23 protein-coding genes are annotated in these 25,697 nt (G+C 67.4%); 4 read left to right on the forward strand and 19 right to left on the reverse strand.

What is annotated here, in order from left to right; genetic code table 11:
• Positions 1 to 114: 114 nt before the first annotated feature.
• On the forward strand, positions 115 to 1,485 hold the full coding sequence (ppsR, locus tag QW861_RS14150) for a transcriptional regulator PpsR (protein ID WP_315714311.1): 1,371 nt from the start codon (positions 115 to 117) through the stop codon (positions 1,483 to 1,485).
• Positions 1,486 to 3,660: a GAF domain-containing protein gene (locus QW861_RS14155; RefSeq protein ID WP_316193185.1), complete on the forward strand. Its 2,175-nt coding sequence runs from the start codon at positions 1,486 to 1,488 to the stop codon at positions 3,658 to 3,660.
• A gap of 256 nt (positions 3,661 to 3,916) precedes the next feature.
• Here QW861_RS14155 and QW861_RS14160 read toward each other — a convergent pair whose 3' ends face one another.
• The 12 genes from QW861_RS14160 to QW861_RS14215 all read right to left on the reverse strand — a co-directional run bounded on the left by QW861_RS14160 (position 3,917) and on the right by QW861_RS14215 (position 14,820).
• The gene (locus tag QW861_RS14160; RefSeq protein WP_316193186.1) at positions 3,917 to 4,600 is read right to left on the reverse strand and encodes a biliverdin-producing heme oxygenase; all 684 of its coding nucleotides are present in this window, start codon (positions 4,598 to 4,600) and stop codon (positions 3,917 to 3,919) included.
• A gap of 17 nt (positions 4,601 to 4,617) precedes the next feature.
• Positions 4,618 to 5,544: a photosynthetic reaction center subunit M gene (gene pufM, locus QW861_RS14165; protein WP_315750173.1), complete on the reverse strand. Its 927-nt coding sequence runs from the start codon at positions 5,542 to 5,544 to the stop codon at positions 4,618 to 4,620.
• Positions 5,545 to 5,562: 18 nt separating this feature from the next.
• Entirely contained in the window at positions 5,563 to 6,408 is an 846-nt protein-coding gene (pufL, locus tag QW861_RS14170) for a photosynthetic reaction center subunit L (RefSeq protein WP_315810497.1), read from the reverse strand.
• A gap of 141 nt (positions 6,409 to 6,549) precedes the next feature.
• Complete coding sequence (gene pufA, locus QW861_RS14175) at positions 6,550 to 6,738, reverse strand: light-harvesting antenna LH1, alpha subunit (RefSeq protein WP_315714306.1); 189 nt, start codon at positions 6,736 to 6,738, stop codon at positions 6,550 to 6,552.
• 16 nt (positions 6,739 to 6,754) lie between these two features.
• On the reverse strand, positions 6,755 to 6,988 hold the full coding sequence (gene pufB, locus QW861_RS14180) for a light-harvesting antenna LH1, beta subunit (RefSeq protein WP_315714305.1): 234 nt from the start codon (positions 6,986 to 6,988) through the stop codon (positions 6,755 to 6,757).
• A 151-nt stretch (positions 6,989 to 7,139) separates the two neighbouring features.
• On the reverse strand, positions 7,140 to 7,367 hold the full coding sequence (locus tag QW861_RS14185) for a hypothetical protein (protein ID WP_315714304.1): 228 nt from the start codon (positions 7,365 to 7,367) through the stop codon (positions 7,140 to 7,142).
• Between the two features lie 30 nt (positions 7,368 to 7,397).
• On the reverse strand, positions 7,398 to 8,849 hold the full coding sequence (bchZ, locus tag QW861_RS14190; protein ID WP_316193187.1) for a chlorophyllide a reductase subunit Z: 1,452 nt from the start codon (positions 8,847 to 8,849) through the stop codon (positions 7,398 to 7,400).
• Positions 8,849 to 10,399: a chlorophyllide a reductase subunit Y gene (bchY, locus tag QW861_RS14195; protein ID WP_316193188.1), complete on the reverse strand. Its 1,551-nt coding sequence runs from the start codon at positions 10,397 to 10,399 to the stop codon at positions 8,849 to 8,851. Before bchY ends, bchZ begins: the two co-directional genes overlap by 1 nt.
• Before the next feature lie 31 nt (positions 10,400 to 10,430).
• A complete protein-coding gene (locus QW861_RS14200; protein WP_316193189.1) occupies positions 10,431 to 11,441 on the reverse strand; it encodes a chlorophyllide a reductase iron protein subunit X in 1,011 nt (336 codons plus the stop codon).
• Positions 11,438 to 12,379, reverse strand: a complete 942-nt coding sequence (gene bchC / locus QW861_RS14205) for a chlorophyll synthesis pathway protein BchC (protein WP_316193190.1) — start codon at positions 12,377 to 12,379, stop codon at positions 11,438 to 11,440. Before bchC ends, QW861_RS14200 begins: the two co-directional genes overlap by 4 nt.
• Before the next feature lie 89 nt (positions 12,380 to 12,468).
• Positions 12,469 to 13,614 carry a methyltransferase gene (locus QW861_RS14210; protein WP_316193191.1) on the reverse strand — a complete coding sequence of 382 codons (1,146 nt, stop codon included), beginning with the start codon at positions 13,612 to 13,614 and terminating at the stop codon, positions 12,469 to 12,471.
• Positions 13,615 to 13,950: 336 nt separating this feature from the next.
• The gene (locus QW861_RS14215) at positions 13,951 to 14,820 is read right to left on the reverse strand and encodes a polyprenyl synthetase family protein (RefSeq protein ID WP_315714298.1); all 870 of its coding nucleotides are present in this window, start codon (positions 14,818 to 14,820) and stop codon (positions 13,951 to 13,953) included.
• A gap of 123 nt (positions 14,821 to 14,943) precedes the next feature.
• Between QW861_RS14215 and crtD the strand changes: the two genes are divergently transcribed.
• Positions 14,944 to 16,473, forward strand: coding sequence for a 1-hydroxycarotenoid 3,4-desaturase CrtD (gene crtD, locus QW861_RS14220; protein ID WP_316193192.1), 1,530 nt, complete (start codon positions 14,944 to 14,946; stop codon positions 16,471 to 16,473).
• A 155-nt stretch (positions 16,474 to 16,628) separates the two neighbouring features.
• Positions 16,629 to 17,333, forward strand: coding sequence for a hydratase (locus tag QW861_RS14225; RefSeq protein WP_315827723.1), 705 nt, complete (start codon positions 16,629 to 16,631; stop codon positions 17,331 to 17,333).
• Positions 17,334 to 17,947: 614 nt separating this feature from the next.
• Here the strand turns inward: QW861_RS14225 and QW861_RS14230 are convergent.
• The 7 genes from QW861_RS14230 to bchI form a co-directional block, all read right to left on the reverse strand.
• Positions 17,948 to 18,091, reverse strand: a complete 144-nt coding sequence (locus QW861_RS14230; RefSeq protein WP_315714295.1) for a hypothetical protein — start codon at positions 18,089 to 18,091, stop codon at positions 17,948 to 17,950.
• Between the two features lie 146 nt (positions 18,092 to 18,237).
• Positions 18,238 to 19,278, reverse strand: a complete 1,041-nt coding sequence (locus tag QW861_RS14235) for a phytoene/squalene synthase family protein (protein ID WP_316193193.1) — start codon at positions 19,276 to 19,278, stop codon at positions 18,238 to 18,240.
• The gene (locus tag QW861_RS14240) at positions 19,275 to 20,813 is read right to left on the reverse strand and encodes a phytoene desaturase (protein ID WP_316193194.1); all 1,539 of its coding nucleotides are present in this window, start codon (positions 20,811 to 20,813) and stop codon (positions 19,275 to 19,277) included. The genes QW861_RS14235 and QW861_RS14240 overlap by 4 nt, the downstream gene beginning before the upstream one ends.
• A 51-nt stretch (positions 20,814 to 20,864) precedes the next feature.
• The gene (gene bchO / locus QW861_RS14245) at positions 20,865 to 21,770 is read right to left on the reverse strand and encodes an alpha/beta fold hydrolase BchO (RefSeq protein WP_316169228.1); all 906 of its coding nucleotides are present in this window, start codon (positions 21,768 to 21,770) and stop codon (positions 20,865 to 20,867) included.
• Between the two features lie 33 nt (positions 21,771 to 21,803).
• Positions 21,804 to 22,772: an alpha/beta hydrolase gene (locus QW861_RS14250; RefSeq protein WP_315750162.1), complete on the reverse strand. Its 969-nt coding sequence runs from the start codon at positions 22,770 to 22,772 to the stop codon at positions 21,804 to 21,806.
• Between the two features lie 133 nt (positions 22,773 to 22,905).
• Entirely contained in the window at positions 22,906 to 24,645 is a 1,740-nt protein-coding gene (locus tag QW861_RS14255) for a magnesium chelatase subunit D (RefSeq protein ID WP_316193195.1), read from the reverse strand.
• On the reverse strand, positions 24,642 to 25,688 hold the full coding sequence (bchI, locus tag QW861_RS14260) for a magnesium chelatase ATPase subunit I (RefSeq protein WP_316169231.1): 1,047 nt from the start codon (positions 25,686 to 25,688) through the stop codon (positions 24,642 to 24,644). Before bchI ends, QW861_RS14255 begins: the two co-directional genes overlap by 4 nt.
• Positions 25,689 to 25,697 lie beyond the last annotated feature (9 nt).

Raw genomic sequence — 25,697 nt, forward strand, 5'->3', positions numbered from 1 at the left:
ACTCTCAATACGTTAGCGGGATGGGGCGCAACACCTTCAAAATGCGCGCCAAATGAACTGGCCGCGATCCCCCGAGCGTCTCAAGAGGGTGCCAAGATAACGGGTGCCAAGACCATGGCCGAGTTTCACGGTCCACGACCCGACGTGACATTGCTGCTGGACATGGACGGCGTGATCCGTGAGGCGACGCTGTCGCCGAACATGTCAGCCGAGAATGTCGACATCTGGCTCGGCCGTCCCTGGTCCGAGATCGTCGATGATGCGAGCGAGAAGATCGAGCGCATCATGCAGGACACCAGGCGGACCGGCATTTCCGCGTTCCGACAGATCACGCAGCGATTCCCGAGCGGTCTCGAGCTGCCGATGGAATTCACGACCGTGCTGCTCGGCGGCCGGGCCGGCATGCTGGCGATCGGCAAGAATCTGCAGGCGGTCGCGGAGCTCCAGGCCCGGCTGATCTCGGCCCAGCAGACCATCGAGCGCGACTACTGGAAGCTGCGCGAGATCGAGACGCGCTACCGCTTGGTCATCGAGGATTCCAACGAGGCTGTGCTGCTGACGAAGGTGTCAGATCTGCGCATCGTCGAAGCGAATCGGACGGCGGCAGCCGCGCTCGGCGTTTCAAGCCGGCGCCGGGACAATCTGGTGGGCCGCGAGTTCCTGCAGGAGATCCCGCAAAAGGATCGCGAGCCGGTGGAGCTGATGCTGAGGCGCGTCCGCGACCAGGGCAAGGCGCCGGGCATCGTGATTCACCTCGGCCAGGACACCGCCCCCTGGATGCTCCGGGGATCGCTGATGAGCAGCGACACCGCCCCGATGTTCCTGCTGCAGATGGCGCCGATCGGCAAGGCCGCGCAGCCCGGTCCGCTGCCCGACGATCCCGAGGCGCTGATCGACAATCTTCCCGATGCCGTCATCAGCATCGATGGCACCGGTGCCGTCAAGCGCGCCAATCGGGCCTTCCTGGAGCTGGTCGAGGTCGGATCGAAAGAGGCGCTGATCGGCGAGAAGCTCAGCCGGTGGCTGACGCGCCCCGGCGCCGACCTTTCGGTGCTGATCTCCAACGTCGAGCGCCATGGAGCCGTCCGACTGCTGTCGACCACGATCCAGGGCGAGCTCGGAACCGAGACCGAGGTCGAGATCTCGGCCGCCGCCCATGGCCTCGACGGCCAGCGCCGGATCGGCCTGGTGTTGCGCAACATCGCCAGGCGGTTGTCGCCCACGGCGGAGCATGACAATCTGCGGGTCGCCCTCGCGGGCATCAACGAATCGGTCGGCAAAACACCATTGCGCGACCTGGTGAGGAGCACGGTCGAAGTCGTCGAGCAGCATTACGTCCGCGCTGCGCTCGAGCTCGCCAACGGAAACCGGACGTCGGCTGCCGAAATTCTCGGCCTCAGCCGCCAGAGTCTTTACGCCAAGCTCGATCGGTATAATCTGAGCCAGCTCGAAGAAAGCGACGAGGAAACCGAAAAGGGGAGATAGTTGCCCGTTCCGCTGACAACGCCGGCCTTCGGCCACGCTACTCTTGCGGATTGCGAGCGTGAACAGATTCATCTCGCAGGCTCGATCCAGCCGCACGGCATTCTCCTGGCGGTCAAGGAGCCCGACAACATCGTCATCCAGGCCAGCACCAACGCGGCCGCCTTCCTCAACACCGGCTCCGTGGTCGGACGTCCGTTACGCGATCTTGGCGGCGATCTCGCGCTGCAGATCCTGCCGCATCTCAACAGCCCGCTCCATCTGGCTCCGATGACCCTGCGATGCACCGCCGGGGCGCCGCCGCGCCGGGTCGACTGCACGCTTCACCGGCCCTCGAATGGCGGGCTGATCGTCGAGCTGGAGCCGGCGACGAAGACGACCAACATCGCGCCTGCGCTCGACGGCGCCTTCCACCGCATCACCTCGGCCTCATCGCTGCTCGGCCTGTGCGACGAGACGGCGACCATCTTCAGGGAGATCGCCGGCTACGACCGCGTCATGGTCTATCGCTTCGACGAAGATGGCCATGGCGAGGTGTTGTCGGAGCGGCGGCGGCCGGATCTGGAGGCCTTTCTCGGCAACCGCTATCCGGCGTCCGACATTCCGCAGATCGCGCGCCGGCTCTACGAGCGCAACCGGGTGCGCCTCCTGGTCGACGTCAACTACAGGCCGGTGCCGCTGCAGCCGCGCATCTCGCCGCTCAACGGCCGCGATCTCGACATGTCCCTGAGCTGCCTGCGCAGCATGTCGCCGATCCACCAGAAATATCTGCAGAACATGGGTGTCGGCGCGACACTGGTGTGCTCGCTGATGGTCAGCGGAAGGCTGTGGGGACTGATCGCCTGCCATCACTATGAGCCGCGCTTCGTGCCGTTCGACATTCGCGCGGCAGGCGAGGCGCTGGCCGAGACCTGCGCGATCCGGATCGCGGCGCTGGAGAGCTTTGCCCAAAGCCAGTCCGAGCTGGTCGTGCGCCGGCTGGAGCAGCGGCTGGTCGAAGCGGTGTCGCGCGACGGCGAATGGCAGGCCGCGCTGTTCGACGGCTCGCAGTCGCTGCTGCAGCCGCTCGGTGCCAGCGGCGCGGCGCTGCTGTTCGAGGGCCAGGTCACGACCGCCGGCGACGTCCCGTCGACGCAGCGCATCCGCGACCTCGCCGCCTGGCTCGATCGCCGGCGCAACACTCCGGGAGCAGCCCCCGAGGGCTTGACGGCGACCAGCTCGCTGACGCTCGATGAGCCGTCCTTTGCCGACATCCGCTCGATCGCCAGCGGCTTGATCGCCGCTCCGCTGTCGGCGAGCGAGGGCGAGTATCTGTTGTGGTTCCGGCCGGAGCAGGTCCGGACGGTGACCTGGGGCGGCGATCCGCTCAAGGCCGTCATCATCGGCGACGATCCGTCGGATCTGTCGCCGCGGCGCTCGTTTGCGAAATGGCATCAGCTGGTCGAAGGCAAGTCCGAGCCGTGGTCGAGCGCCGAGCTCGCCTCCGCCCGCGCGGTGAGCGAAACGGTCGCCGACGTGGCGCTGCAGCTGCGTTCGGTCCGCATGGTGATCGCGCAGGACCAGCTCGCCACGATCAGCGCTCAGGTGCTGCGCTCGGAGCAGCCGGTCATCATCGCCGATGTCGAGGGCCGCATCCTGCTGATGAACGAAGCGTTCGAGCAGCAGCTGCGCGCCCCGCATCCGCACATCCCGCATCTGCGCGATCTCGGCAGCTACTGCACGGCGCCGGCGGAATTCCGCGCCAATCTCGACGACCTCATGCGCAACAAGCGGAGCTGGCGCGGCGAGCTGACACTGACGGGCGGCGCCTCGCCGCAACGGCCGTTGATGGTGCGCGCCGACCCGGTGATCGCACCGTATGATCGCGTGCTCGGCTTCGTGCTGATCTTCTCGGACTTGACCGAGCGCAAGACCGCCGAGGCGGCCCGCGCGCGCTTCCAGGAAGAGATCGACGGCGCCCGCCGGCCGACGCTGCGGCTCGATCAGAGCGCAAGCCTGATCTACAAGGAGCTCGCTGCCTCCACCGTGGAGAACGCGCAGCTCGCGGCGCTCGAGGTGACGCACGGAGCACAGGCCAGCAGCATGCCGGAGATGCTGGAGAGCATCCGCAATTCGACCACGCGGACACTGGAGATCCTCGAGCACCTGGTGTGGTACCGCTCGCAGAGCGAAGAGTGACGGCGGGCCGCAGCTCTCGTCCGGGCGACCTCGACTGCCTTGTCCGTCCTGCCTCCGGAGAGCCAATCTGGATTCGAAAATCTCCCGACGTCGGCCTCTGCGATCCAAGTTGCGGCTGGGCCGAATTGGAAGGGCATATGCGATTGCCCTGCCGGAAAGGAGGAGCGGAGCCCACCGCCCCCGGGGGAGGACGCGGGGTCTCACGCGATCGTATTCGACCAAACCGATGGCGAAGGATCAATCAGGCCTCCGCACATCACGTTCTCAGCCCGGCCGCCTCCTGCAGCGCTTGCGACAGCGTGATGTTCATCTCGAACGCCAATGCCGCCTCCTCGACGACGGTCTCATGCTCCGCCATCGCCGCGCCGGCCTGCTCCAGCACGTCGCGGTAGTCGTCCTTGAACCGCGGGATATCAGCGATCTCGGGGAATTCGTAGAACGACGTCGCCTCGGGCCGTAGCTCGAGCGAACGCGCGAGAATCTTCTTGATGATCTGGCCGCCGCTGAGATCACCGAGATAGCGCGTATAGGCATGGGCCAGCAGCCGATGGGCGGAGCCGGCTCCCGCTTCCTGGATGACCCGGACATAGGCGATGGCCTCGGGCAGCAGCGGCAGAGGGCTCGCGTCGAACCACGCAAGATCAAGCTTGATCGCAGCACTGCGATGCAGCTCCGGCCGCACGATGCGGCCCATCACCGGCGTTCCCTGATGGCGGAGCAGCTCCGCTTCGAGCGTCTCGTAGACCGGCAGCAGATTGCGCAACAACAACGCGTAGGCCTGCCGCGTGCCGCGCCCCCGCAGCAGCTCGGCGACGATCCCGGTCCGCTCCGCGGTGACGTGCAGCGTCTTGGTACGCTCGCGCATCGCCTGCAAGAGACTGGCCGGGCGCGCGCTGCGTCCGGCCGTCTCGATCCGATCCAATTCGACTCTGTCCAACATGCCTCGACCTGCAGGAGTCAGCGCGGCGGCGCCAGCCCGTGTTTCACGCCCCAGTCGAACCAGCTGTCGACGACGGTGCCCGACAGTAGGATACCGATGCCGCCGGTCAAGGGACAAAGCACGGCGAACCACCAGGCCCAGCGATGGATCGATTCGGCCGTGGCATTGAAGCCCATCGTCCAGCGCCAGAACAGCGCACCGCGTTCGAAGGCCGTGCCGCGGTCGACGATCTGCTCGAGCTCACGCTCGCCGCCGTAGCGGCTGATCGCGAGCACCGTCGCGCCATGCATCGCGAACAGCAGCGCCGATCCGTACAGGAAGGCGATCGAGAGCATGTGGAACGGGTTGTAGAACAAATTGCCGTGGGTGATGGAGAAGTTGTTGGTCCAGTCGAGATGCGGGAAGATGCCGAACGGCACCGCCTCGCTCCAGCTCCCCATGAAGATCGGCCGGATGAAGCCGAGCACCAGATAGAGCCAGATCGCCGCCGCGAACGCCCACGACACATGCGTGCCGAGGCCGAGCGCCCGGGCGCGGCGATAGGTGCGCGCCCACCACAGCAGGATCGACGTCGTCAGGAAGAAGCCGGCCATCAGCCACCAGCCGCCCTCCTGCAGCGGCGGGAAGATCTGCAGGCCATATTCCGGCGCCGGCGGCTGCAGCGCCAGCCACGGGAACTGTCGAATGAACTCGAGCGGGCTCCAGTTCACCGACGCCAGCATGTTGAGACCGATGATCTCGATCGCGACGAAGCCGGACATCAGCGAGGCGAGGCCAAGGAAGCCGAGATAGACCGGCCCCACCTGGGCGTCGCCGACCTTGCCGAACCAGTAGTTGAAGCTGCCCTTGCCGAGCCGCTCCCAGATTCCGGGCTCGATCGGGATGCCCGGGTAGATCGCACTGCGAACTTGGATCTGCGTGAAGATGTTCTGGTATTGGGCCATGGTGACCTCTCCTTGAACTCATTGCGGCGGCGACCAGATCGGGACCCTGCGCCACCACTCCCACCAGTCCGACCAGGCATTGCCTTCCGGCAGCAGCCAGGCGGGACCGGAGATGACGATGCACACCGCGCTGAAGAACACGGCCGACAACGCCAGGAACAGGCCGACCCGGTGGATGCCGAGCGTGCCGACCGAATAGCCGATCAGATCTCGGAACATCGTGTTCTCGTGCTCCGGCGACTTCATCTCCTCACCCCGGCCCGGATTGCTCGCCGAGAGGATCAGTCCGCCGTGCAGCGCGAGCGCGAGACACGTCGTGAAGAAGAACGTGATCGCGATCATGTGCGCGGGGTTGTAGTGGAAGTTGCCGAACTGATAGCCGGTGTTCGACACCCAATCGAGATGGGTGATGATGCCGTAGGGGAAGGCGTAGCTCCACGAGCCCATCAGCACCGGACGGATCACCTCCAGCGTGAAATAGGCGAAGATCGCAAAGCCGAAGGCGAACGGTACGTGATAGCCGATCGCGAGCTTGCGGCAGATCTCGACCTCCCGCAGCGCCCAGGAGACGAATGCGCCATGCGCGCACACCGTGATGAGCTGCCAGAAGCCGCCCTCCGTGAGGGGCGCGAACGACAGCCCGTATTTGGCATCGGGCGGGTTGATGCTGATCTGCCAGAGATTCCACGTCGGTCCGAGCGCCGTGGCGTAGAGGATCAGCGCCACGCCGACGAAGGTGAAGAAGATCGTCGTCACGCCGAAGAAGCCGACATAAAACGGTCCGACCCAGAAATCGAAGAGGTCACCGCCGATCAACGTGCCGCCGCGGACGCGGTATTTTCGTTCAAAGCTGAGCATTGCCATCGGTCCTGCCTCCGCTGCCCGTCGCTCGATATGCTGCGTGTCGTGTCGTCGTGTCGTGAATTCGTGGACAAGAGGATTTGGGAAGCGGGCGAACGGGGTCTGCCGCCGTCGCACGTCCGCTTCCCTCTGGTCGTCGAGCTGTTAGCTGAGCTTCAGCGGGGTCGCCGGCTCGGAGATCGACGACGTCTTCGCTGCACGCGGTCCCTCCAGCCAGTTGAACCGGTTGGTGCTGAGCAGGATGAAGTGAATCACCAATGCCAGCCCGAACAGGAACACGCCGAGAGCCACGAGAACCCTGCGGGGATCGAACAACAACCACAAGCGCCACATAGTTTTCTCCTTTCGATCAGGTCAGGTAGGAGAGCACGATATTGGCGTAATGGGTCGCCCCATCCAGCGCCGCCGCCTTGTAGCCAGTCGGCCCGGGCAGCCAGGGACGCCACATCCAGGCGAGAATGTGGGCGACGATCGCAACCGCCGTGAAGACCACAAAGCTCGTCATGAAGATGCTATGGAATTCCCTCGCCTCCGCTTCGGTCAGCCCCGACAGAGAGCCTCCCTTGTTTGGTACGTCCACCATAGTGGTACCTCCTGGTGTTGGCCTTTCGGCCGGATGCCACTCACCGAGATGAGCGGCGTCGAAGCGCCATCCCGTCGCCGGGATGGCATCCATGCGGCGAGCCGCACGAATTCCTAGCAAGCCTTGGAGAGCGAACTCATAGCTCTCGAACTCAAAGTCCCATGAAGGACGAGGTCGCGCAGTTCGCGGCCTTGATCCTTGCTTCACCGACGATCGCGCCGAGCGGCGCGGGCCGGTGGCCGGTGATGATGGAGCCGATCCGGCGCAGCACGCCCTCGACCATCAGCACGGCGAAGCACACCGCGTAGACCAGGAGATAGTCGATGCGCTCGCGCGATCTCGGTGCGACGTCACGATCCATGCGTTCGTATAACGACATCGTCCTCTCCCTGTCCGCTATCCTCGTGCCCTACGCGGCCTGGCCCGTTGCGAGCTGCGACCGCGCATGCGCGAGAACGTCCTCCGTCACCTTGTCCAACCCGGCCTGGCGCGCGCCGCGCTCGGCCGCGTCGCGCAGCCGCTTGGCCGCCGAAATCCGCACCAGCACCGGCTGCGTCTCGATGATCTGATCCAGCGCGAGCTTGGCGCCGTCATCCCACGGCAATTCACGCTCGAGTCGCGCCGGCGTCGCCGCGATCTGGTCGAGCTGGTTGGCGAGCGGCAGGATGTTGAACAGCGCATCGAACAGCGCGTTGCAGACCTCCTGCACGACATAGGTCGCGCCGGAGTAGCCCATGAACGGCGTGCCGGTGTGGCGGCGGATCACCGTCCCCGGGAACGAGGCCGGGATGTAGATCGACCGGTTGCCGGCTTCCGCCGCATACATGCGCTCGTTATAGCTGCCGAACAGCACCAGCGGCGGCCGCTCATGGATGGCCTTGCGGATGGCGTCGTTGTCGGTCTTGGCGCCGGCGCAGCGCGAGATCGCGAAGCTGCAGGGCAGCCCGAGCTCGGTCTCCAGGAAATTGCGCAGGCCCCGCGCGTAGGTCTCGGACGCGACGATGCCGAAGCTCGCGGTGCCGAAGAAGTCCTGCGTCACCGAGCGCCACAGGTCCCACAGCGGCTTGATCGTCGTATGCTTCTCCCGGGTGATGAACGGCTCGGGATCGAGGCCGAGCATCTCGCCCAGGGAGCGCAGGAATTTCGTCGTCGAATGCAGCCCGATCGGCGCCTGCAGATAAGGCCGCTCCAAGGTCTCGCACAACAGCCGCCCGAACTCGCGATACATGCAGACGTTGACGTCGGCATCGACCAGCTTTCCGACATCGGCGAGATGGCTGCCGAGCGGAAACACCATGTTGATCTCGGCGCCGATGCCTTCGAGCAGGCGACGGATCTCGGCGACATCCGACGGCGTGTTGAAGGTGCCGTAGATCGGGCCGATGATGTTGACGCGCGGCTTCTCGCCGTCCTTGCGAGGCCTGCGCTCCGGGATCTTGCGCAGGCCGTATTCGCTCCACAGCCAGCTCAACGCGCGGTTGGCGCTCTGCCACTGGTCCTCGTCGATCGTGCGGGGCAGGAAGCGCTTGATGTTGGAGCCTTCCGGCGTGACGCCGCCGCCGATCATCTCGGCGATCGAGCCGGTGACGACCACCGCCGGCAGATCCGGATCGAGCGCGGCGCGGGCGCGCTTCATCGCCTGCTCGGTGCCCTTCTGGCCGAGCTCGTCCTCGCCAAGCCCTGTCACGACGATCGGCAGCTCGTGCGGCGGCAGGCCGTCGGTGTAGTGCAGCACCGAGGTCACCGGCAAATTCTCGCAGCCCACGGGGCCGTCGATGATGACCTGCAGGCCCTTGATCGCGGTGAACGCGTAGACCGCCCCCCAATAGCCGCCGGCGCGATCGTGGTCGAGGATCAGCATCACACCATCTCCTCGGACGTGCGCTTCCTGGCCTGCGCCGCGACCGCCTTGCGGAACTTGTCGCGGAATTCGGGACGTTCGACCGGTGTGCCCTGCCACACGCCAGCATTGTCGCCCTCGCCGACACCTTCGAAGAAGTCGCGCATCTCGTCGAAGCGCGCCTTGCCTGCGATCGCCGCGTTGACGACCTGCGCCAGCGAGCCGGCTCCGGACACGCCGAACAGCGGCCGCGCCGAGATCAGATTGGTGAAGTAGAGCGACGGGATCGCGCGCGCCTTGGCCTTCTGCACGACCGGCGTGGTGCCGATGGCGAGATCCGGCGCGAACTCATCGACCGCCGCGAGATCCTGCTCCAGCGAGGCCCGGTACTGCACGCGCACACCGCGGCTCTCGAGCCAGGCACAATCGGCCTCCGACCAGCGCGTGCGCGGACAGGCGGTGCCAACATAGCGCAGATCGGCGCCGCTCTCGGCCAGCAGACGCCCGACCAGCAGCTCCGATCCCTCATATCCCGACAGCGTGATGCGGCCGCGGATCGGCGTGGCCGCAAGCGCCGCGCGAATTGCCGGCAGCACCGCGGTCTTGGCCGCATCGATCTGCGCGCGCCCGACGCCGCAGGTCTTGCCGACAGCTTCCAGCCAATCCGCGGTGCCATCGCAGCCGACCGGCGCCGAGCCGATGATCGGACGGCCCGCCGTCTCGAACTCGCGGATCGAAGCCGTATAGAACGGGTGGATCGCCGCCACCGCCGCGCAATCCAGCGCGCCATAGAGCTCGCGCCATTCGCGCGTCGGCACGGTGGGGCCTGCGGCGAGGCCGAGCGGCGCCAGCATCATGCCGATGCCGACGGGATCGGCGGGAAACATCTCACCTAACAGCGCGATGGTCGGCCGATCGCCGCGTGGCGCGCGCGGCGCCTGCACCGGGCCCTGCTCCGCCTCGCGGCGTGCGTAGCTCAGCATCGCGCCGGCGAGCACGTCCTTGGCCTCGGCATGGGTCGGCACGCCAAACCCGGGCACGTCGATGCCGATCACGCGGACGCCGTTGATCTCCTTCGGCAGGATCTGCAGCGGCACGCCCGAGGCGGTGGGGACGCAGAGATTGATGATGACGACGCAGTCGTAGTTGGCGGGATCGGCCAGCTTGAAGACCGCCTCACGGATGTCCTCGAACAGTTTTCCGGTGACCAGCGTCTCCGAGTTGAACGGGACGTAGCCGACGCTGCGCCGCGCGCCGTAGAAGTGGGAGGTGAAGGTCAGGCCGTAGACGCAGCAGGCCGAGCCCGACAGCACGGTCGCGGTGCGCCGCATCCGCAGGCCGACGCGCAGCGAGCCGAACGCCGGACACATGCTCTGCGGCTGGTCGTGCGGTCCCGCCGGATAATCCGCGGCATAGCGCGCCAGCACCTCGCTCTTGCCGGCGGCATCCGCCGCCTTCTTGAGCTCGGCTTTGCCGGCATGACAGCCGAGCGCCTCGGGCTGCACCGGCAGGAGGCCTGCCTCTGCGCCGCTCTGCGCGCTCATTGCCTGATGGACCACAGGATCGCTCATTGCATTACATTCCGCTCGTCGGCCGATCCCATCACAAATTGTCGTAGATCACTTCGAGCGACGGCTTGGTCACCGCGGCGCTGCCACACATGTCTTCGAGCGTCGCCTGCTCCAGCACGACGCCGCGTCCCACATCCGAGCCCTTGAACAAACCGAGCAGGCCGTCATGCGTCAGGGGGTGCGGATGCTGCGGCGGCGCCTCGGCGACGTTCTTGGCGAGATGCTCGAACAGCGGCGCCCAGGGCGTTCCAGGCCGGCCGATGATCTGATAGCTCGCGCTCTTGCGGCGGATGTCGTCGTCGGCCGGAATCGAGGCCAGCACCGGGATGCCAACCGCATTCGCAAAAGCCTGCGCCTCGCCGGTGCCGTCATCCTTGTTGATGACGATGCCGGCGACCCCGACATTGCCGCCGAGCTTGCGGAAATACTCCACCGCCGAGCAGACATTGTTGGCGACGTAGAGCGACTGCAGATCGTTGGAGCCGACGATGATCACCTTCTGGCACATGTCGCGCGCGATCGGCAGGCCGAAGCCGCCGCAGACGACGTCGCCGAGGAAGTCGAGCAGCACGTAGTCGAAGCCCCAATCGTGGAAGCCGAGCTTCTCGATCAGCTCGAAGCCGTGGATGATGCCGCGTCCGCCGCAGCCGCGACCGACTTCGGGGCCGCCGAGCTCCATCGCGAACACGCCGTCGCGCTTGAAGCAGACGTCCCCGATCTTGACCTCTTCGCCGGCGAGCTTCTTCTTCGACGAGGTTTCCAGGATGGTCGGACAGGCGCGGCCGCCGAACAGCAGCGACGTGGTATCGCTCTTCGGATCGCAGCCGATCAGCAGCACCTTCTTGCCCTGCTGCGCCATCATGTAGGACAGGTTGGCCAGCGTGAAGCTCTTGCCGATGCCGCCCTTGCCGTAGATCGCGATGATCTGCGTGGTCTTCTTCGGCGCGGCCGTCACCGGCGCGTCCGGCTCGATCGCGGCTTCGGCCCGCAGGGCATCCGTCATCGCGCTGATCTCGGCGCTGATCTTGGTCGGGGCATTCATGCGGCAGCTCTCCAGTCCAGGACCATCTTGAGACATGACGGATCGTCGAACGCGGTCCGGTAGGCGCTCTCAGCCGACGTGGCCTCGGCGTGATGCGTGATCAGCCCGTCCAGCGACAGCCGGCCGGTATCGATGAGATTGCGGACCGCGAGCAGATCCTCGTGCTTCCATTCGGCAGCGACGCGGATCGCCGCCTCGCGCATGAAGGCCGGCGGATAGGAGAAGGTCAGCGGCGCGCTGTAGAAGCCGGCGAGGATGATCTCGCCCCTGGGCGCCAGACGAGCAATGAGACTGTCGAGCAGACCGGCATCGCCGCTGGCATCGAAGATCAGGCGGTAGTCGCGCCTGGTATCATCAGCGGGATCGATGACGCGGTAGCCCACAGCGCCGGCGGCGCGTCCCGGATTGCTCTCCCACACCACAGGCGGATCGCCGCCCATGGCCATGATGAGTCGCGCCAGCAGGCGGCCGAGCACGCCATGGCCGACCACACATTCGGCGCGGCCATCGCCGCCGATCGCAAGCGCATGATAGGCGGTGGCCGCCAGCGCCAGCAGCACGCCCTGCTCGCCGATGGATTCGTCGATCGCGACGACGCGCTGCGCGGGAACGTTGAGGCGCGAGGCAGCGGCGCCGAACAGGCTCTTGACCTCGCCGAAGCAGCGCGCCGCGCCCGGAACGAACACGCGCTCGCCTTTCCGGAAACCGGAATTGCGGTCCGTGCGTGCGACACGGCCCACCGCCTCGTAGCCCGGCACGAGCGGATAGCCCATGCCCGGGAAGGACGGCATCCGCCCTTCGTACAGCAACCGTTCGGTGCCGGTGCTGATCGCGCTCCATTCGATGTCGACGGTCAGGCAGTCCGGGACGTCTGCGAGCACCAGGTGCTGCAGCGACAATTGCCTCGGCCTCCCCAGTACGACGGCGATCGCGTCCATAGCCCAACTCCCCGGCGACGCCCGCTTAGTTACGGGTGTCAGGTTAGCCTGACTGAAAGAAGTGTCAATATTTATTTACAGTCCGGGTGTCAGCTTTTCGCGACAATCACGCTTGCGATCAGCGGAATTCGCGTACGAAGTACTCGCACCTGTGAAAAACCCGCCGCCTGGAGCAGGTCGCGCAAGCGGGCGGCGCTGCGCGGCCGCCCCTGTCCCATCGCGCGGAGATAGATCTCGAAATAGGCGCTGACGCCGTCGGCCCCGCCGGCCGCCTCGCGCATCGGCTCGCCCAGCAGCAGCACGCCATCGTCAGGCAAGGCAGCGCGCACCTTCGCGAGCAACCGCGCCACGGCGTCGTCGTCGTGATCGTGCACGACACGAATCAGCGAGATCACGTCCGCGCCGGTCGGGAGCGCATCATCGTAGAAGCTGCCGGCCGTGATCGTGACGCGATCGGCCAGGCCGGCCTTGGCGAGACGCTCCTTCGCGATCGCGGCGACCTCCGGCAGATCGAACAGCTTGAGCTGCAGCTGCGGCGCAGCCCGCGCGGCGGCGGCGAGGAAGCTGCCGTCACCACCGCCGACATCGAGCAGGCAACGGTGGCCGCTCAGGGGATAGGCTGCGAGGACGATGTCCGCGATCATCGGCTGCGACGCCGCCATCAGCGCCGTGTAGGGCGCGACGCTGTCGGGTGTCAGCGAATCGCCGGTCTTGTCCAGCGCATACGGCCAGTACTGTGCGAGCCGGCGCTGGCGGTCATGTCCGCGCAGCAGCGCCACGGGATCGGTGAGATCGGCATACAGCGCGGCGTGATGTCGAACCATGGCGGCGATGCCGGGATTGCCGACCAGCGCCGCGCCGAGCGGCCCGAGCCCGTAGCGCGCCGCACCGCGGCGCTCGAGCAGCTGAAGCGCGGACGCCGCCTCGCACAGGCTGAGCATCGCGTCGGGGGCCATCGCCGCGCGCGACGCCAATGTCGCGACATCGCGGGGGCTGGAACGCAAGCCTTCGAACAGATCGAGCTGCACGCAGGCCGCCAAGGTCTGCGAATAGACGAAGCCGGCGCAGAGATCGAACAGCTGCGCGGCACGCTTGCGCGCGATCGGCCGCGTCAACGGAAACGCCGCCGCCCAGCGTTGGAACGCCGCACTCGCCAGCAGCCCGTCCCGCCAGCCGCGCCAGCGATCGCCGAAGCTGACCGGCGCCGGCGCGTTGTGGCGGATGGCCCCAGGCATGGCGCTAGGGCTCCAACCACGAAGGTTGCGCTGGCTGACGCAGTTGATTGGTCCGAATGGCTCGACACACGCAGGTGCCCACCCTCCCCTGGAGGGGGAGGGTCGCCGCGCGCGAAGCGCGCGGCGGGGTGGGGTGGGCTCGGAAATTGGTGCTTATGAGTCCCGATGCTCTTCGCTGCGCCTGCCTAAGCCTGCGGGGTATCACCGGCACTGCGCGCGCGGATGGGCTGTCACCCCACCCCGCCGCGCGCTTCGCGCGCGTCGACCCTCCCCCTCCAGGGGAGGGTGAGCAACGCTCGTGTGGTGAGACCGTCGCCATCCCATGCGGCCGAACAATCACGCCGCCGACGCCGCCAGGCGGCGCGGCACGAGGCGCTTGGCTTCCTGCTCCATCAGCAAACGCAGCTCGTGCGCGTGGGCGCAGGGCGGCATGGTGCGGATGCCGTCGGCGACGAGATCGTGCAGATAGCTGACGGCGCCAGTGAGCCCATAGATCAGCACGGCGTTGGGCCGCCCATGCGCGGCGTCCTGGCCAACGGGCTTGCCCGCCTCCTCTTCGTCACTGGCGGCATCGCGAATGTCGTCGGCGACCTGATAGGCCTCGCCAATGGTCTCGCCGAGCGTGCGCCACGCTTCCGGATTCTCATGCCCTGCCGCAGCGGCACCCGACACGGTGGCCGCCGCAAACAGCGCGCCGGTCTTCGAGCGGTGATAGCGCGACAGATCGATCTGCGGCTCGCATTCCCAGGCTTGTCCAGCCGAGATGCCATGCGGTACGCCGACGGCATCGCCGATGGTCGCGATCAGCTGCGCCAGCCGCAGCGGCGAGCAGCGCGACTTGGCCAGCGTCTGGAACGCGAGCACGATCAGCGCGTCGCCCGCGAGCACCGCGAGCGGCTCGCCGAACGCGGCATGCACCGAGGGCCGCCCGCGTCGCAGCGCCGCGTTGTCGAAACACGGCAGATCGTCATGCACCAGCGAGGCGCAGTGCAGCAGCTCGATCGCCGACCCGGCCGCGTCGGTCGCCGCGGGCTCGTCGTCGCCACAGGCCGCGGCCACGGCATGACAGAGCCGGGGCCGGACCCGCGCGCCCTTGGGAAACACTGCGGCCTGCATTGCCGCCGACAGCCGCGGCGGACATCCGGGCCGGTCGGCCAAAGCGACCGCTGCGACGAGGGATTTCTCGATCCGGGCCACCACATCCATGTCCGCCTCCCCTGCCGCGAGGTCCACCCGGTCCTCGCTTATGTAAATTACAACTTACACCCATAATGTAAATCATGCTAGACATTTCCCGTGTCAGGTCCTGCGGACGGGAGGTGCGAGGAAATGGCCGATCCCCGCCTGATCGTGGTCGGCGCCGGCATCGCCGGGCTGGCCGCTGCGCTCACGCTCGCCGCGCACGGCGCCGAGGTGACGGTGCTGGAGCGCGCGCCCGCGCCCGGCGGCAAGATGCGCCAGATCGCGATCGGACCTGTCAGCATCGACTCCGGTCCTACGGTGTTCACGATGCGCTGGGTGTTCGACGAGCTATTTGCCGAGATCGGCACCGCACTCGACGATCATCTCACCCTGACGCCGCTCGACGTTCTCGCTCGCCACGCCTGGACCGATCGCCGCACGCTCGATCTGTTCGCCGATGAGGAGCAATCGGCCGACGCCATCGGCCATTTCGCCGGACGCAGCGAGGCCGAGGGCTATCGCGCCTTTTGCCGCGACGCCCGCCGCATCTTCGAGGTGCTCAAGGATCCCTTCATCCGCACGCCGGCGCCGAGCATGACGCATCTCCTGCGCACCGCCGGCTTCCGCGACCTCACTGCAATCCGCCCGTTCCAGACGCTGTGGAAGGCGCTCGGCGGCTATTTCCGCGATGCCCGACTGCAGCAATTGTTCGGCCGCTACGCGACCTATTGCGGCTCGTCGCCGTTCCATGCTCCGGCGACGCTGATGCTGGTCGCTCATGTCGAGCAGTCCGGCGTCTGGCTGATCGACGGCGGCATGCACGAGCTCGCCGCGTGCCTCGCGGCGCTGGCGCGGCGCCACGGTGTCACCATCCGCTATGACGCCGAGGTCGCGGGCATCGCGACGAACGCCGGCCGCGCTGCGGGCGTGCGGCTCGCCAATGGCGAGCAGATCGACGCCGACGCCGTCATCGCCACCGCCGATGTCGCGGCATTGGCGCAGGGCCTGTTCGGACCCGAGGCGGCGCGAGCCCTCCCCGCAATCCCGGAATCGGCGCGCTCGCTCTCGGCGATGACCTGGAGCTGCATGGCGCGCGCCGACGGCTTTCCGCTGTTGCGTCACAACGTGTTCTTCTCGCGCGACTCCCGCGCCGAGTTCGAGCAGTTGATCGACCGTCGCACGATGCCGCAGGAGCCGACCGTCTATGTCTGCGCGCAGGCGCGCGACGACCAGCCGCACGAGGCTGCGACGAGCGAGCCGCTGTTCGTGCTGATCAACGCCCCCGCCACCGGTGACCATCACAGCTTTGCTCCCTCGGAGATCAGCCAATGTGCCCGCCAGACCTTCGACCTGTTGCAGCGCTGCGGCCTCAGCATCGCGACGACGCCGGAATTGACCCGCGTGACGACGCCGACGGACTTCAACCGGATGTTTCCGGGCACGGGGGGCGCGCTGTACGGCCGCAGCTCGCACGGCTGGATGGCATCGTTCCAGCGGCCGGGCGCACCGACGAAGCTGCCGGGGCTCTACGTGGCGGGGGGCAGCGCGCATCCGGGACCGGGCGTGCCGATGGCGGCGCTGTCGGGCCGGATGGCCGCTGCACGGGCGATCGCGGACCTCGCTTCGACCGCCTTGTCCCGGAACACGGCTATGCGTGGTGGTATGTCGACGCGCTGAGCGATGACGGCCGCTTCGGCATTACGCTCATTGCCTTCGTCGGCAGCGTGTTCTCACCGTACTACGCGTGGGCGCGGCGGCGGGGAGCGGCTGATCCCGAAAATCACTGTGCGCTCAACGTCGCGCTCTATGGCGCGCGCGCGCGGCGCTGGGCCATGACCGAGCGCGGACGCGGCGCGCTCACGCGTGAGCCTGCGAGCCTCAGGCTCGGTCCGAGCAGCCTCGCCTGGAACGGCCGCGAACTCACCATCGAGATCAGCGAGGTCAGCGTGCCCTGGCCGCTGCCGCTGCGCGGTCGCGTCCGCGTCGTGCCGACGGCGCTGAACGAGATCGCGTTCACGCTCGATGCCGAGGGACGCCACCGCTGGCAGCCGATCGCGCCATGCTGCCGCGTGTCGGTCGATTTCGATCATCCCGATCTGCGCTGGCGTGGCGACGGCTATTTCGACATCAACCATGGCGACGCGCCGCTGGAGCGCGACTTCCAGAGCTGGCAATGGTCGCGCGCGGCGACGCGCACCGGCACCGTGATCTCGTATGACACGGTCGCGCGCGACGGCGCCAATACGTCGCTCGCGCTGCACGTCGACCCCGCGGGCCGTTTGGAATCGATCACGCCGCTCACGGAGGCGCCTTTGCGCAAGACCCTGTGGCGGGTCGACCGCAGCGCCCGCGCCGACGCCGACGCACCGGTGCGCGTCGTGAACACGCTGGAGGACGCCCCGTTCTACGCGCGCTCCCATCTCGCTGCCCGTCTGCACGGCGAGGATGTCGAGGTGATGCATGAGAGCCTGTCGCTCGACCGCTTCCAGATGCCGATCGTCCAGGCCATGCTGCCGTTCCGGATGCCGCGGTGGTGAGGATGGGACAGGGGCGACGTTGGCTGCAGTCGCTGGCGAGCGCAGCGGACCTGCAATGGTCGCGGAACGACGGCGGAATGCGGCGAGACAGATTCCGATAATAATAAATCTCTTGCTATTTATCTGAAATCATGATTGTCTACGCGCATCCCGCCTCACCGCAGAGGGGCGTAGCGCGCGATCGTCACGACACGCGAGGTGGGGATGCGATGGCCGAGAGAGATCGCAGCATTCTCTTCGACGAGGGTGCCGACGAACGATGTCTTGCGGACGTGAAGTCGCAGCGTCCTGATACCCCGACGCTGGTATCAAGCCGCGATGGCGCTCATGTGCCGCGTGGTGATGGTGGCCAACAAGCCCGGCGCACCAGGGAGACTGCGTATAAGCGTGAAGACCGTCGCGCAGGGAATGCCGGTTGAATCGGCTTTGCCTGTGGTACCTGCCGCCTGCATTTTTTCTGCAGGCGGGCCATGGGTGAGGCCTTCACCCGGCATTCCCTGCGCCCTCTGCACTGTTTGCGAGGGACAAGATCATCGCAGACTCGGGCAACCTCTGCCGCGAGAACGCGAAGCCATGTCGATCGCTGTTTGAGACGTGAATCCGCCTCCCCCACCCTACCGCTTCTCCGCCTCGCGCTCCCTGGCCTCGCGCTCGGCGCGCTGGCGGTCGAGGCGGCGGCCTTGCCATTCGAGCACGAGCCAGCCGAGCACACACATGGTGACGACGACGAATTCGAGCAGGCCGCCCATCTCGCTCATGGCGCGTCACTCATCGCGTCTCACCTGGTGTCCAGCTCATGACTTCGCGTGTCATGACATCGCAGCCGAGCCACACTGGTCGCGCCAACGCGGTCGTACCGTCGTACGCGAGTCGTCTCATACGTGATGGCGACGACCTCGCCTCGCTACGACATCCGCCCCGAGCGCAGCAACTGATCGCGTCGCTCCAGGCGCTCGAACAGATCGAGCACCCACAGCGCGCGATCGTGAACAGTCCGGCGCGGCGGCGCGATCGCGTGCGGGCGCTGCGCATCGGCCGCGACGACCGCCTCGATCAAAATGCGCGCCTCCGGCCGCGGCGGCGCCAGCGACGGCTGCTCCTGCAGCAGCGACATCACCGCCGCCTTGCCGAGAAGCTGCAGCTTGCGCGGCATCGAGACGAATGCGCGCCGCGACAGCGAATCGAATTCGGCACGTGCGACCTCGCGGCCGATCTCGGCATAGATCAGCCGCGCCGCATGGATGCCGGGCCGGCAGGTCCACGGCAGATCGGCGATGCCCGCAGCAGCGCGCGCATAGAACACGTCGGCGACCGCGAGCAGTCGCGCGGTGACCCGCCCGATGCGGTCGTCGAAGAACGGCGCGGCACGCCAGGTCTCGATATCGAGACCCGCCTCGCGCAGCCATTGCCGCGGCAGATAGAGCCGGCCGGCGCGCGCGTCCTCGCCGACGTCGCGGGCAATGTTGGTGAGCTGCATGGCGATGCCGAGGTCGCAGGCGCGTCCGATCGTCTCGGCCTCACGCCGGTTCATCAGCAGCGACATCATCACACCGACCGTGCCGGCGACGCGCACGGCATAGGCGAGCACGTCGCTCAGGGTCTCATAGCGGCGCCCCTGCGCATCCCAGGCGAGACCTTCGAGCAGCGCCTCCGGCAGCGTGCGCGGAATCGTGAACTGCGCCACGACGCCGGCCAGCGCACGATCGACGGGACTGTCGTCCGGCGTGCCATGATAGATCCGGTCGAGCCGTTCGTGCAGCAGCTCGACGGCGTCGACGCGGCGGCGGGGCCCGTCGATCGCATCATCGGCCTCGCGGCAGAACGCGTAGAGCGCGACGGCGGGATCGCCGACCGCGCGAGGCAGCACTTTCGAGGCGGCAAAGAACGTCTTCGATCCGCCCCGCAACATCCGCCGACAGATCGCAATGTCCGTTTGCCAGCTCATCGCCGCTCCAGCTCATGCGGCGCGGGCACGAGATCATCGAGCACACGCGCCGAGGACAGCACGCCCGGCAGGCCGGCGCCGGGATGGGTGCCCGCGCCGACCAGATAGAGCCGCTCGACCTCTTCGCTCTTGTTGTGTGGCCGGAACCAGGCGCTCTGCATCAGCACCGGCTCGAGCCCGAACGCCGCGCCGCGATAGGACGACAGGCGATGCTCGAAATCATCCGGCGTCAGCAGCCGCGACGTAACGAGCTGGCCGGCAAGGTCCGGCAGCAGCGTGTCGCTCAGCGCGGCCTCGATCCGCTTGCGGAACGGCTCCGCGGCGGAAGCCCAGTCGATGCCGCTCTGCTGATGCGGCACCGGCGACAGCACGTAGAAAGCATCGCAGCCATCGGGCGCCAGTGACGGATCGGTCGCGGTGGGGCGATGCAGATAAAGGCTGAAATCATCCGCCAGCACCTTGCGGCGGAAGATGTCGTCGAGCAGGCCGCGATAGCGCGGGCCGAGCAGGATGGTGTGATGCTGAACGTCATCATAGCGGCGCTTCGTGCCGAAATACCAGACGAACAGGCTCATCGAGTAGCGCGCACGGTCGATGCGCGCATCGGTCCAGCGCCGGCGCGGCACGCTCGGCAGCAGATGCTTGTAGGTCCAGGCCGCGCAGCCGTTGGAGACGACTGCATCGGCGGCGATCGTCTCACCGGATGCGAGCCGCACGCCGGTCGCAACGCCGTTCTTCGTGGTGATCTCGGCCACGGGCGCCGAGCAGCGCACCTGGCCGCCCTGCCCCTCGATCAGGCTGACGAGCCCTGTCACCAGCGCGCCGGTGCCGCCCATCGCAAAGTGCACGCCCCAGCGACGCTCGAGATAGGCGATCAGGCAGTAGATCGACGTGGTCGTAAACGGGTTGCCGCCGATCAGCAGCGGATGGAAGCTGAGGATGACGCGCAGCCGCTCGTCGCGGACGTAGCGTGAGACGAGACCGTAGACCGAGCGAAAGCTCCGCAGCTTGATCATCGCCGGCGCGATCTTGGCCATGTCGAGCAGCGACGAGAACGGCACGTCGCCGAGCTCCTCGAAGCCGACCTTGAAGATCGCCTCGCTCGCCTTCATGAAGCGCTCATAGCCATCGACGTCGCCGGGTGCCAGCCGCGCCACCTCGGCGCGCATCTCGGCCGGGTCGCCCGAGCAGTCGAACATGGTGCCGTCGTCGAAGCGGATGCGATAGAATGGCGAGATCGGCTTGAGCGTGACGTCGTCGGACATCTTCCGACCGCACAGCTGCCACAGCTCCTCGAACAGGAACGGCGCGGTGACGATGGTCGGGCCGGCATCGAAGGTGAAGCCATCCTGGCGATGCACATAGGCGCGGCCGCCGGGCGCATCGAGCTGCTCGTAGACCGTGACGCGAAAACCGCGCGCACCGAGCCGGACCGCTGCGGCGAGGCCGCCGAAGCCGGAGCCGATCACGACCGCATGCGGCCGGTCTCCGAGCACAGCCGGGACAGCGGCCTTGATGGTGGAGACGTCGAGCATGGAGGAAAGCGTAAATCTAAATTGACGTTTTCGCCAGCCAAAAATGTCAACTTAACTGGACGTTTCCTGTTGCGCTGCAAGGACGCCCGCGCGCTCGGCGGCGTTGACGATCAGGCCCGCGATCCTGGCCGGCTGCTCCTCATGGGCCAAATGACCAAGGCCCTCAATGAGTTCGAGCTGCGCCTGGGGCACCAATCGCTGGACGCGACGCGCGACGTCTGGCGGGATGGCGCGGTCATTCGCGGCCGCGACCAGAAGCAGCGCGGTCTTCAACCGCGGCAGCTCGCGCCCAAGCGGATGCAGGTCCCAGTTCGCCATCATCTCGAGCGCGGCGCCGACATGGCCGGGGCTGCCGACCAGCCGCCGATACAGCCGCTCGCCTGTCGCGTCGATCGTCGAGCCCGTGCCCTTCAGCAGCCGATGCACCGCCGCCGGATCGCGGCCCCGCCAGGCGAACAGCCGCGGCACCAGCGGATTGAGCGCCATCATCTTGGCGAGCGGCGACAGGAACTGCGCGGCCGCGCCGCCGAACGGCAGATAGGCGCCATTGAGGCTGACGATCAGCTTCGGCCTGATGAGATTGTCGAGCGTCATGCGCGTCAGGATCGCCGCGCCCGCGGAATGGCCGATCGCGATTTCAGGCGCGATCGCAAGCTTCTCGCAGAGGCCAGCGAGATCGCGCGACATGCCGTCGAGCGACAGCCGCCGCCCATGCGGCGTGGAGGTGAAGCCGTGGCCGGAGAGATCCGGCGCGACGACGGTGAAGTGCCTGGCGAGCAGCGGCGCGAGATCGCGCCAGGAATGGGTCGCGGCTCCCGTGCCATGGGCGAGCAGCGCAACGGGCCCCTCGCCCATGATCTGAACATGCCAGCGCAGGCCCGCGGCCTCGACGAAGCGGCTGGCTGCGCGGTTGGGCCAGTCGCTGCCGTCGACGCTCCAGTTCGGCTTGTCGCTCATGCCGGCCCACGCGGTTGGACGCCGCCGGCATCGTCAACGATCGGCCGCGCGCGTCAGGAAATCATCGTAGCTGGCGACGACTTTATCAAGCTGTTCGAAATGCGGCATCGCGCCGGTCTGCATCACCTCGATCTGCCAGTTGGGCAGAGCCTCGACGGCGTGCTTGCCGTGATAGTCGACGAAATCGCCGCGCACGCCATGCACCATCCAGACCGGCATCGCCAGTGCCTGGTAGAGCTTCAGGGCATTGGTGCTGAACAGATAGCCGGAGACGAAGGAATACGGCGCGTTCTCGGCGCCGGGCTGATGGGTCGTGATGTAGTCATACTCCAGCAGGCCCTCGTCGATGTCCTTGCGGCCGAAGGTCTTCTGCAGGAAAAAACGAATGCTGGCGCGCGAGGTCAGCAGGGTGAAGAAGCCGTGCTTCCACAGCGGGACGTTGAGGATGTTGCGGAGCCACGGCATGGCGCGGGTCGTGTCCTTGGTGCCCGCCGACTCGGCCGCGGCCTCGGCGCGGCGATCGAAGCCGGTCGGGCTGAGCAGCGCCAAGGTGCGAAACAGGTTCGGCGCCTCGGTGCCGGCGCGCGCGGCGAACTCGCAGCCGAGCGACAACGCGATGGCGTCGATCGCGACGTCGCCATGACGGCGGCGAATTTCGTTCGTGGCGAGCAGAATCGCATCGGTCATGATGCGCGGCGTATAGATGCGGTCGGCGCGGTCCGACAGGCCGAAGCCCGGCAGGTCGAGCGCATAGACCGGACGCGTCTGGCGGTAGTGCTCGAACAGCGGCTTCATCTCGTAGGCCGTCGCCGCGGCGTTGACGCTGTGAATCAAGAGCAGCGGCCGCTGCTCCGCCGGGGTGGCGGGGCCGTCGCCATAGCAGGTGATGCGGCCCGTACGCGGATTGGCGAGTTCGAAGCTTGGCGCTGCAAGCGGCGGCGGCATCGTCACAGCGCGCGTGTCAGCCGCATGATCACTCTGTGTAGTCGAGGCGACCTGCATGGCGTGCTCCTGTGTGACGATATCGGGCGACGGCAGGCAAGCGCTGCCATACGAGTGGGTGAGCATAGCGATGACCGATCCTCTTGTCAGTCGCCGTTGGGAACGCAGCTTGACGCCGGGGGTTCCACCGCCATCAGCCGCGGCCGGCTTGCGCCATAACGGCCTGCGACAACCGTACGGCATCGGCATGAGGCAGCGCGACGTAACGCGCCTGCATCGCACCGGCGAGCTGCGCGGCCTTGTCCTGCGGGCGCGGCGAGGAATCGACCAGCACGACCGGAATGCCGGTCAACGCGAGCTGCCGTGCGGCCACCAGCGCCTCCGCCTCGGCCTCGCTGCGGCCGCCGCCATCGCGCGCGACATTCGCCCGGCCGTCGGTCATCAAAACGATCGTCGGCGTCTGGCCCTTGGCCTTCACGGCGAGCGCGAGCTCGGTTGCGGCGAAGATCGCCGCCGACAGCGGCGTGCCGCCGCCGCCGGGCAGCGCCGCGAGGCTGCGCTTGGCGCGCGTCAGCGAGCGCGTCGGCGGCAGCAGCAGCTCGGCGCCCCTGACGCGGAACGCGATCAGCGCGACCTCGTCGCGGCGAATGTAGCATTCGGCCAGCAGCAGCTCGACGGCGCCCTTCACTTCCGCAAGCCGCTGCAAGGCCGAGGAGCCGGAAGCATCGACGACGAAGATGGTCGTGGTGCCCGAGCGCTGCTTGAAGCGGGTGATCCGAATGTCGTCCTTGTGCACGATCAGCCGGCCACTCTTGCCCGAATGTTGCGTCCGCCGCCGCAGCGGCTGCCACGGCGCTGCCGCGCGCAAGGTCTCGAGCACGTTCAGCTGCGCGCCGGCGCGCCATTCGCCACGACGCGCGCCGATCGGACGGCCGCGCTTCGGCACCTTCTGAGCGGTGCCCTGCTTGCTGACGCTGCTGCTGCGGACGCGGGTCGCGCGTTCCTCCTGCAGCCGCTTCAGCAGGTCGGCTGGGATGGCCGCCTGCGCCGCTTCGACCACGCGATCCTCGAGCGGACCGTCCTCGCTGCGGTCGTCGTCCTCACTCTCGGCCGACTCATTCTCGGGCTCCGGCGCCTCGCTGTTCTCAGTCTCGTCATCCGCTGCGGGCAGCCGGGTGGCGCGCGGCGCCAGCACCAGCCGCGCGGCGCAGGCGATGTGCGCTTCGGCGACTTCGACCTCACCATCAAGGGCCGCTGCGATGCGCGCGACGCGACAGGCGAGCAGCGGCGCGCGCAGCGAGTCGATGCCGAGCGCGCCGGCCGTCATCGTCAGCGCCGCGATCGCCTCGTCCGACGAACGGACCCGCGGCAGCAGCGCACGCGCTGCTGCGATGTCGGACGATTTGAACAGGCTCTCGCCGAGATCGACGCGCGCAACTTTGCTGAGATCGAGATGGCAGGCCAGGCGGTCGGCCAAGGCAGGCGACACGCGCTCATCACCGATGCCCTCGTCGAGCGCAATCAGTCCGAGCCGAGCCGGTGCGCGCAGCGACATGCCATCGCGCTCGATGCTGATAGCCCCGGTGTCGACGGCAACACAGAGATGTGCGACCGTCGACCGCGACATGCGCTCGGCCATCACGGCGATCAGCCCGCCGCCATCGGCATCGGCGAGCAGCCCACGTTGCAGCACCGGCCGCCCCGCCTGCAACGTCGCGGCGAGATCGAGGCCGCCAAGCAGGCGATCGTCCGAGATCGACGGCGGCAGCTTGCGCAAGGGTGTCGACGGCGGCATCAGCTCGTGCAACAGCTCCAGCCACTGCTCGCGCACGGGACCTGCGCCCGCACGCAGCAGCACCGATGCGGACGGGTCGATCGCGGCCAGAGCGGCCGCGATCATCGCATCGGCCCAGATCGCGGCGCCATCGCTCACGGCGCGAACAGCTCGTCGAGCGCGCGCTCGACCCGCACCGACGAGCCGGAATCGTCGAGCGGATTGCGCCTGAGACGGTGCCGCAACGCCATCGGCGCGACCGTCTTCAGATGGCGGTCATCGACCGCCTTTGCGCCCTCCAGCGCCGCTACCGCGCGCGCCGCCCGCATCAAGGTGAGTTCGCCACGCAGGCCATCGGTGCCGAGCGCCATGCAGAGGCGTGCGGCCTGCTCGAGCTCACGATCGGCGACCTTGACCGCTCCGATGTGCTCACGGCCCGCGAGGATACGCTTGCGCTGCTTCGCCTCCTCCTTCTCCCAATGCGCAACGAAGGCGCTGGGATCGGTCTCGAAGGCATCGCGCCGCTTGACCACCTCGATGCGCGTCGGCAGATCATTGGGCGTCTTGACCTCGACCGAGAGGCCAAAACGATCGAGCAATTGCGGCCGCAACTCGCCCTCCTCCGGATTGCCGGTGCCGACCAGCACGATGCGGGCGGGATGGCGGATGCTGAGACCGTCGCGCTCGACCACGTTCTCGCCTGACGCGGCGACGTCGAGCAGGAGATCGACGAGATGATCCTCCAGCAGATTGACCTCGTCGATATAGAGAAAGCCGCGATTGGCGCGCGCGAGCAGCCCCGGCTCGAACGATTTCTCGCCATGAGCCAGCGCACGCTCGAGATCGAGCGCGCCGACGACGCGATCCTCGGTGGCGCCGAGCGGCAGGTCGATGACCGGAACCGGCACCTGGTGCGCCTTCAACGCCGCCGGCTTCTTTGTCTTGCCGCTCGGCTTGGAGCGCGCGCGACACGCGGCACATTGCGCAGCGACGTCGGCCGGATCGCATTGATAGGGACAGCCGATCACGGCGCTCATCGGCGGCAAGAGCGCGGCGAGCGCCCGCACCGCGGTGGATTTTCCGGCGCCGCGATCGCCAAAGGCCAGCACGCCACCGACCTTGGGATCGACAGCAGCGATCATCAGCGCCAGCTTCATCTCGTCCTGGCCGACGATGGCCGAGAACGGAAAGGCGATTCCCATGAGCGTCCC

Source organism: Bradyrhizobium sp. SZCCHNRI1029 (assembly GCF_032487555.1).
In the GTDB taxonomy this organism is placed as follows: domain Bacteria; phylum Pseudomonadota; class Alphaproteobacteria; order Rhizobiales; family Xanthobacteraceae; genus Bradyrhizobium.

Coding starts and splice junctions, on each gene's coding strand:
- pufA (WP_315714306.1), bottom strand. CDS start 6,738: ATGTGGCGCTTGTGGTTGTTGTTCGATCCCCGCAGGGTTCTCGTGGCT.
- bchY (WP_316193188.1), bottom strand. CDS start 10,399: ATGAGCGATCCTGTGGTCCATCAGGCAATGAGCGCGCAGAGCGGCGCA.
- QW861_RS14250 (WP_315750162.1), bottom strand. CDS start 22,772: ATGCAGGTCGCCTCGACTACACAGAGTGATCATGCGGCTGACACGCGC.
- QW861_RS14215 (WP_315714298.1), bottom strand. CDS start 14,820: ATGGATGTGGTGGCCCGGATCGAGAAATCCCTCGTCGCAGCGGTCGCT.
- bchO (WP_316169228.1), bottom strand. CDS start 21,770: ATGAGCGACAAGCCGAACTGGAGCGTCGACGGCAGCGACTGGCCCAAC.
- QW861_RS14225 (WP_315827723.1), top strand. CDS start 16,629: ATGACCGAGCGCGGACGCGGCGCGCTCACGCGTGAGCCTGCGAGCCTC.
- QW861_RS14230 (WP_315714295.1), bottom strand. CDS start 18,091: ATGAGCGAGATGGGCGGCCTGCTCGAATTCGTCGTCGTCACCATGTGT.
- crtD (WP_316193192.1), top strand. CDS start 14,944: ATGGCCGATCCCCGCCTGATCGTGGTCGGCGCCGGCATCGCCGGGCTG.
- pufB (WP_315714305.1), bottom strand. CDS start 6,988: ATGGTGGACGTACCAAACAAGGGAGGCTCTCTGTCGGGGCTGACCGAA.
- QW861_RS14160 (WP_316193186.1), bottom strand. CDS start 4,600: ATGTTGGACAGAGTCGAATTGGATCGGATCGAGACGGCCGGACGCAGC.
- pufM (WP_315750173.1), bottom strand. CDS start 5,544: ATGGCCCAATACCAGAACATCTTCACGCAGATCCAAGTTCGCAGTGCG.
- QW861_RS14185 (WP_315714304.1), bottom strand. CDS start 7,367: ATGTCGTTATACGAACGCATGGATCGTGACGTCGCACCGAGATCGCGC.
- bchZ (WP_316193187.1), bottom strand. CDS start 8,849: ATGCTGATCCTCGACCACGATCGCGCCGGCGGCTATTGGGGGGCGGTC.
- bchI (WP_316169231.1), bottom strand. CDS start 25,688: ATGGGAATCGCCTTTCCGTTCTCGGCCATCGTCGGCCAGGACGAGATG.
- pufL (WP_315810497.1), bottom strand. CDS start 6,408: ATGGCAATGCTCAGCTTTGAACGAAAATACCGCGTCCGCGGCGGCACG.
- QW861_RS14200 (WP_316193189.1), bottom strand. CDS start 11,441: ATGAATGCCCCGACCAAGATCAGCGCCGAGATCAGCGCGATGACGGAT.
- QW861_RS14240 (WP_316193194.1), bottom strand. CDS start 20,813: ATGCTCGACGTCTCCACCATCAAGGCCGCTGTCCCGGCTGTGCTCGGA.
- bchC (WP_316193190.1), bottom strand. CDS start 12,379: ATGGACGCGATCGCCGTCGTACTGGGGAGGCCGAGGCAATTGTCGCTG.
- QW861_RS14210 (WP_316193191.1), bottom strand. CDS start 13,614: ATGCCTGGGGCCATCCGCCACAACGCGCCGGCGCCGGTCAGCTTCGGC.
- ppsR (WP_315714311.1), top strand. CDS start 115: ATGGCCGAGTTTCACGGTCCACGACCCGACGTGACATTGCTGCTGGAC.
- QW861_RS14235 (WP_316193193.1), bottom strand. CDS start 19,278: ATGAGCTGGCAAACGGACATTGCGATCTGTCGGCGGATGTTGCGGGGC.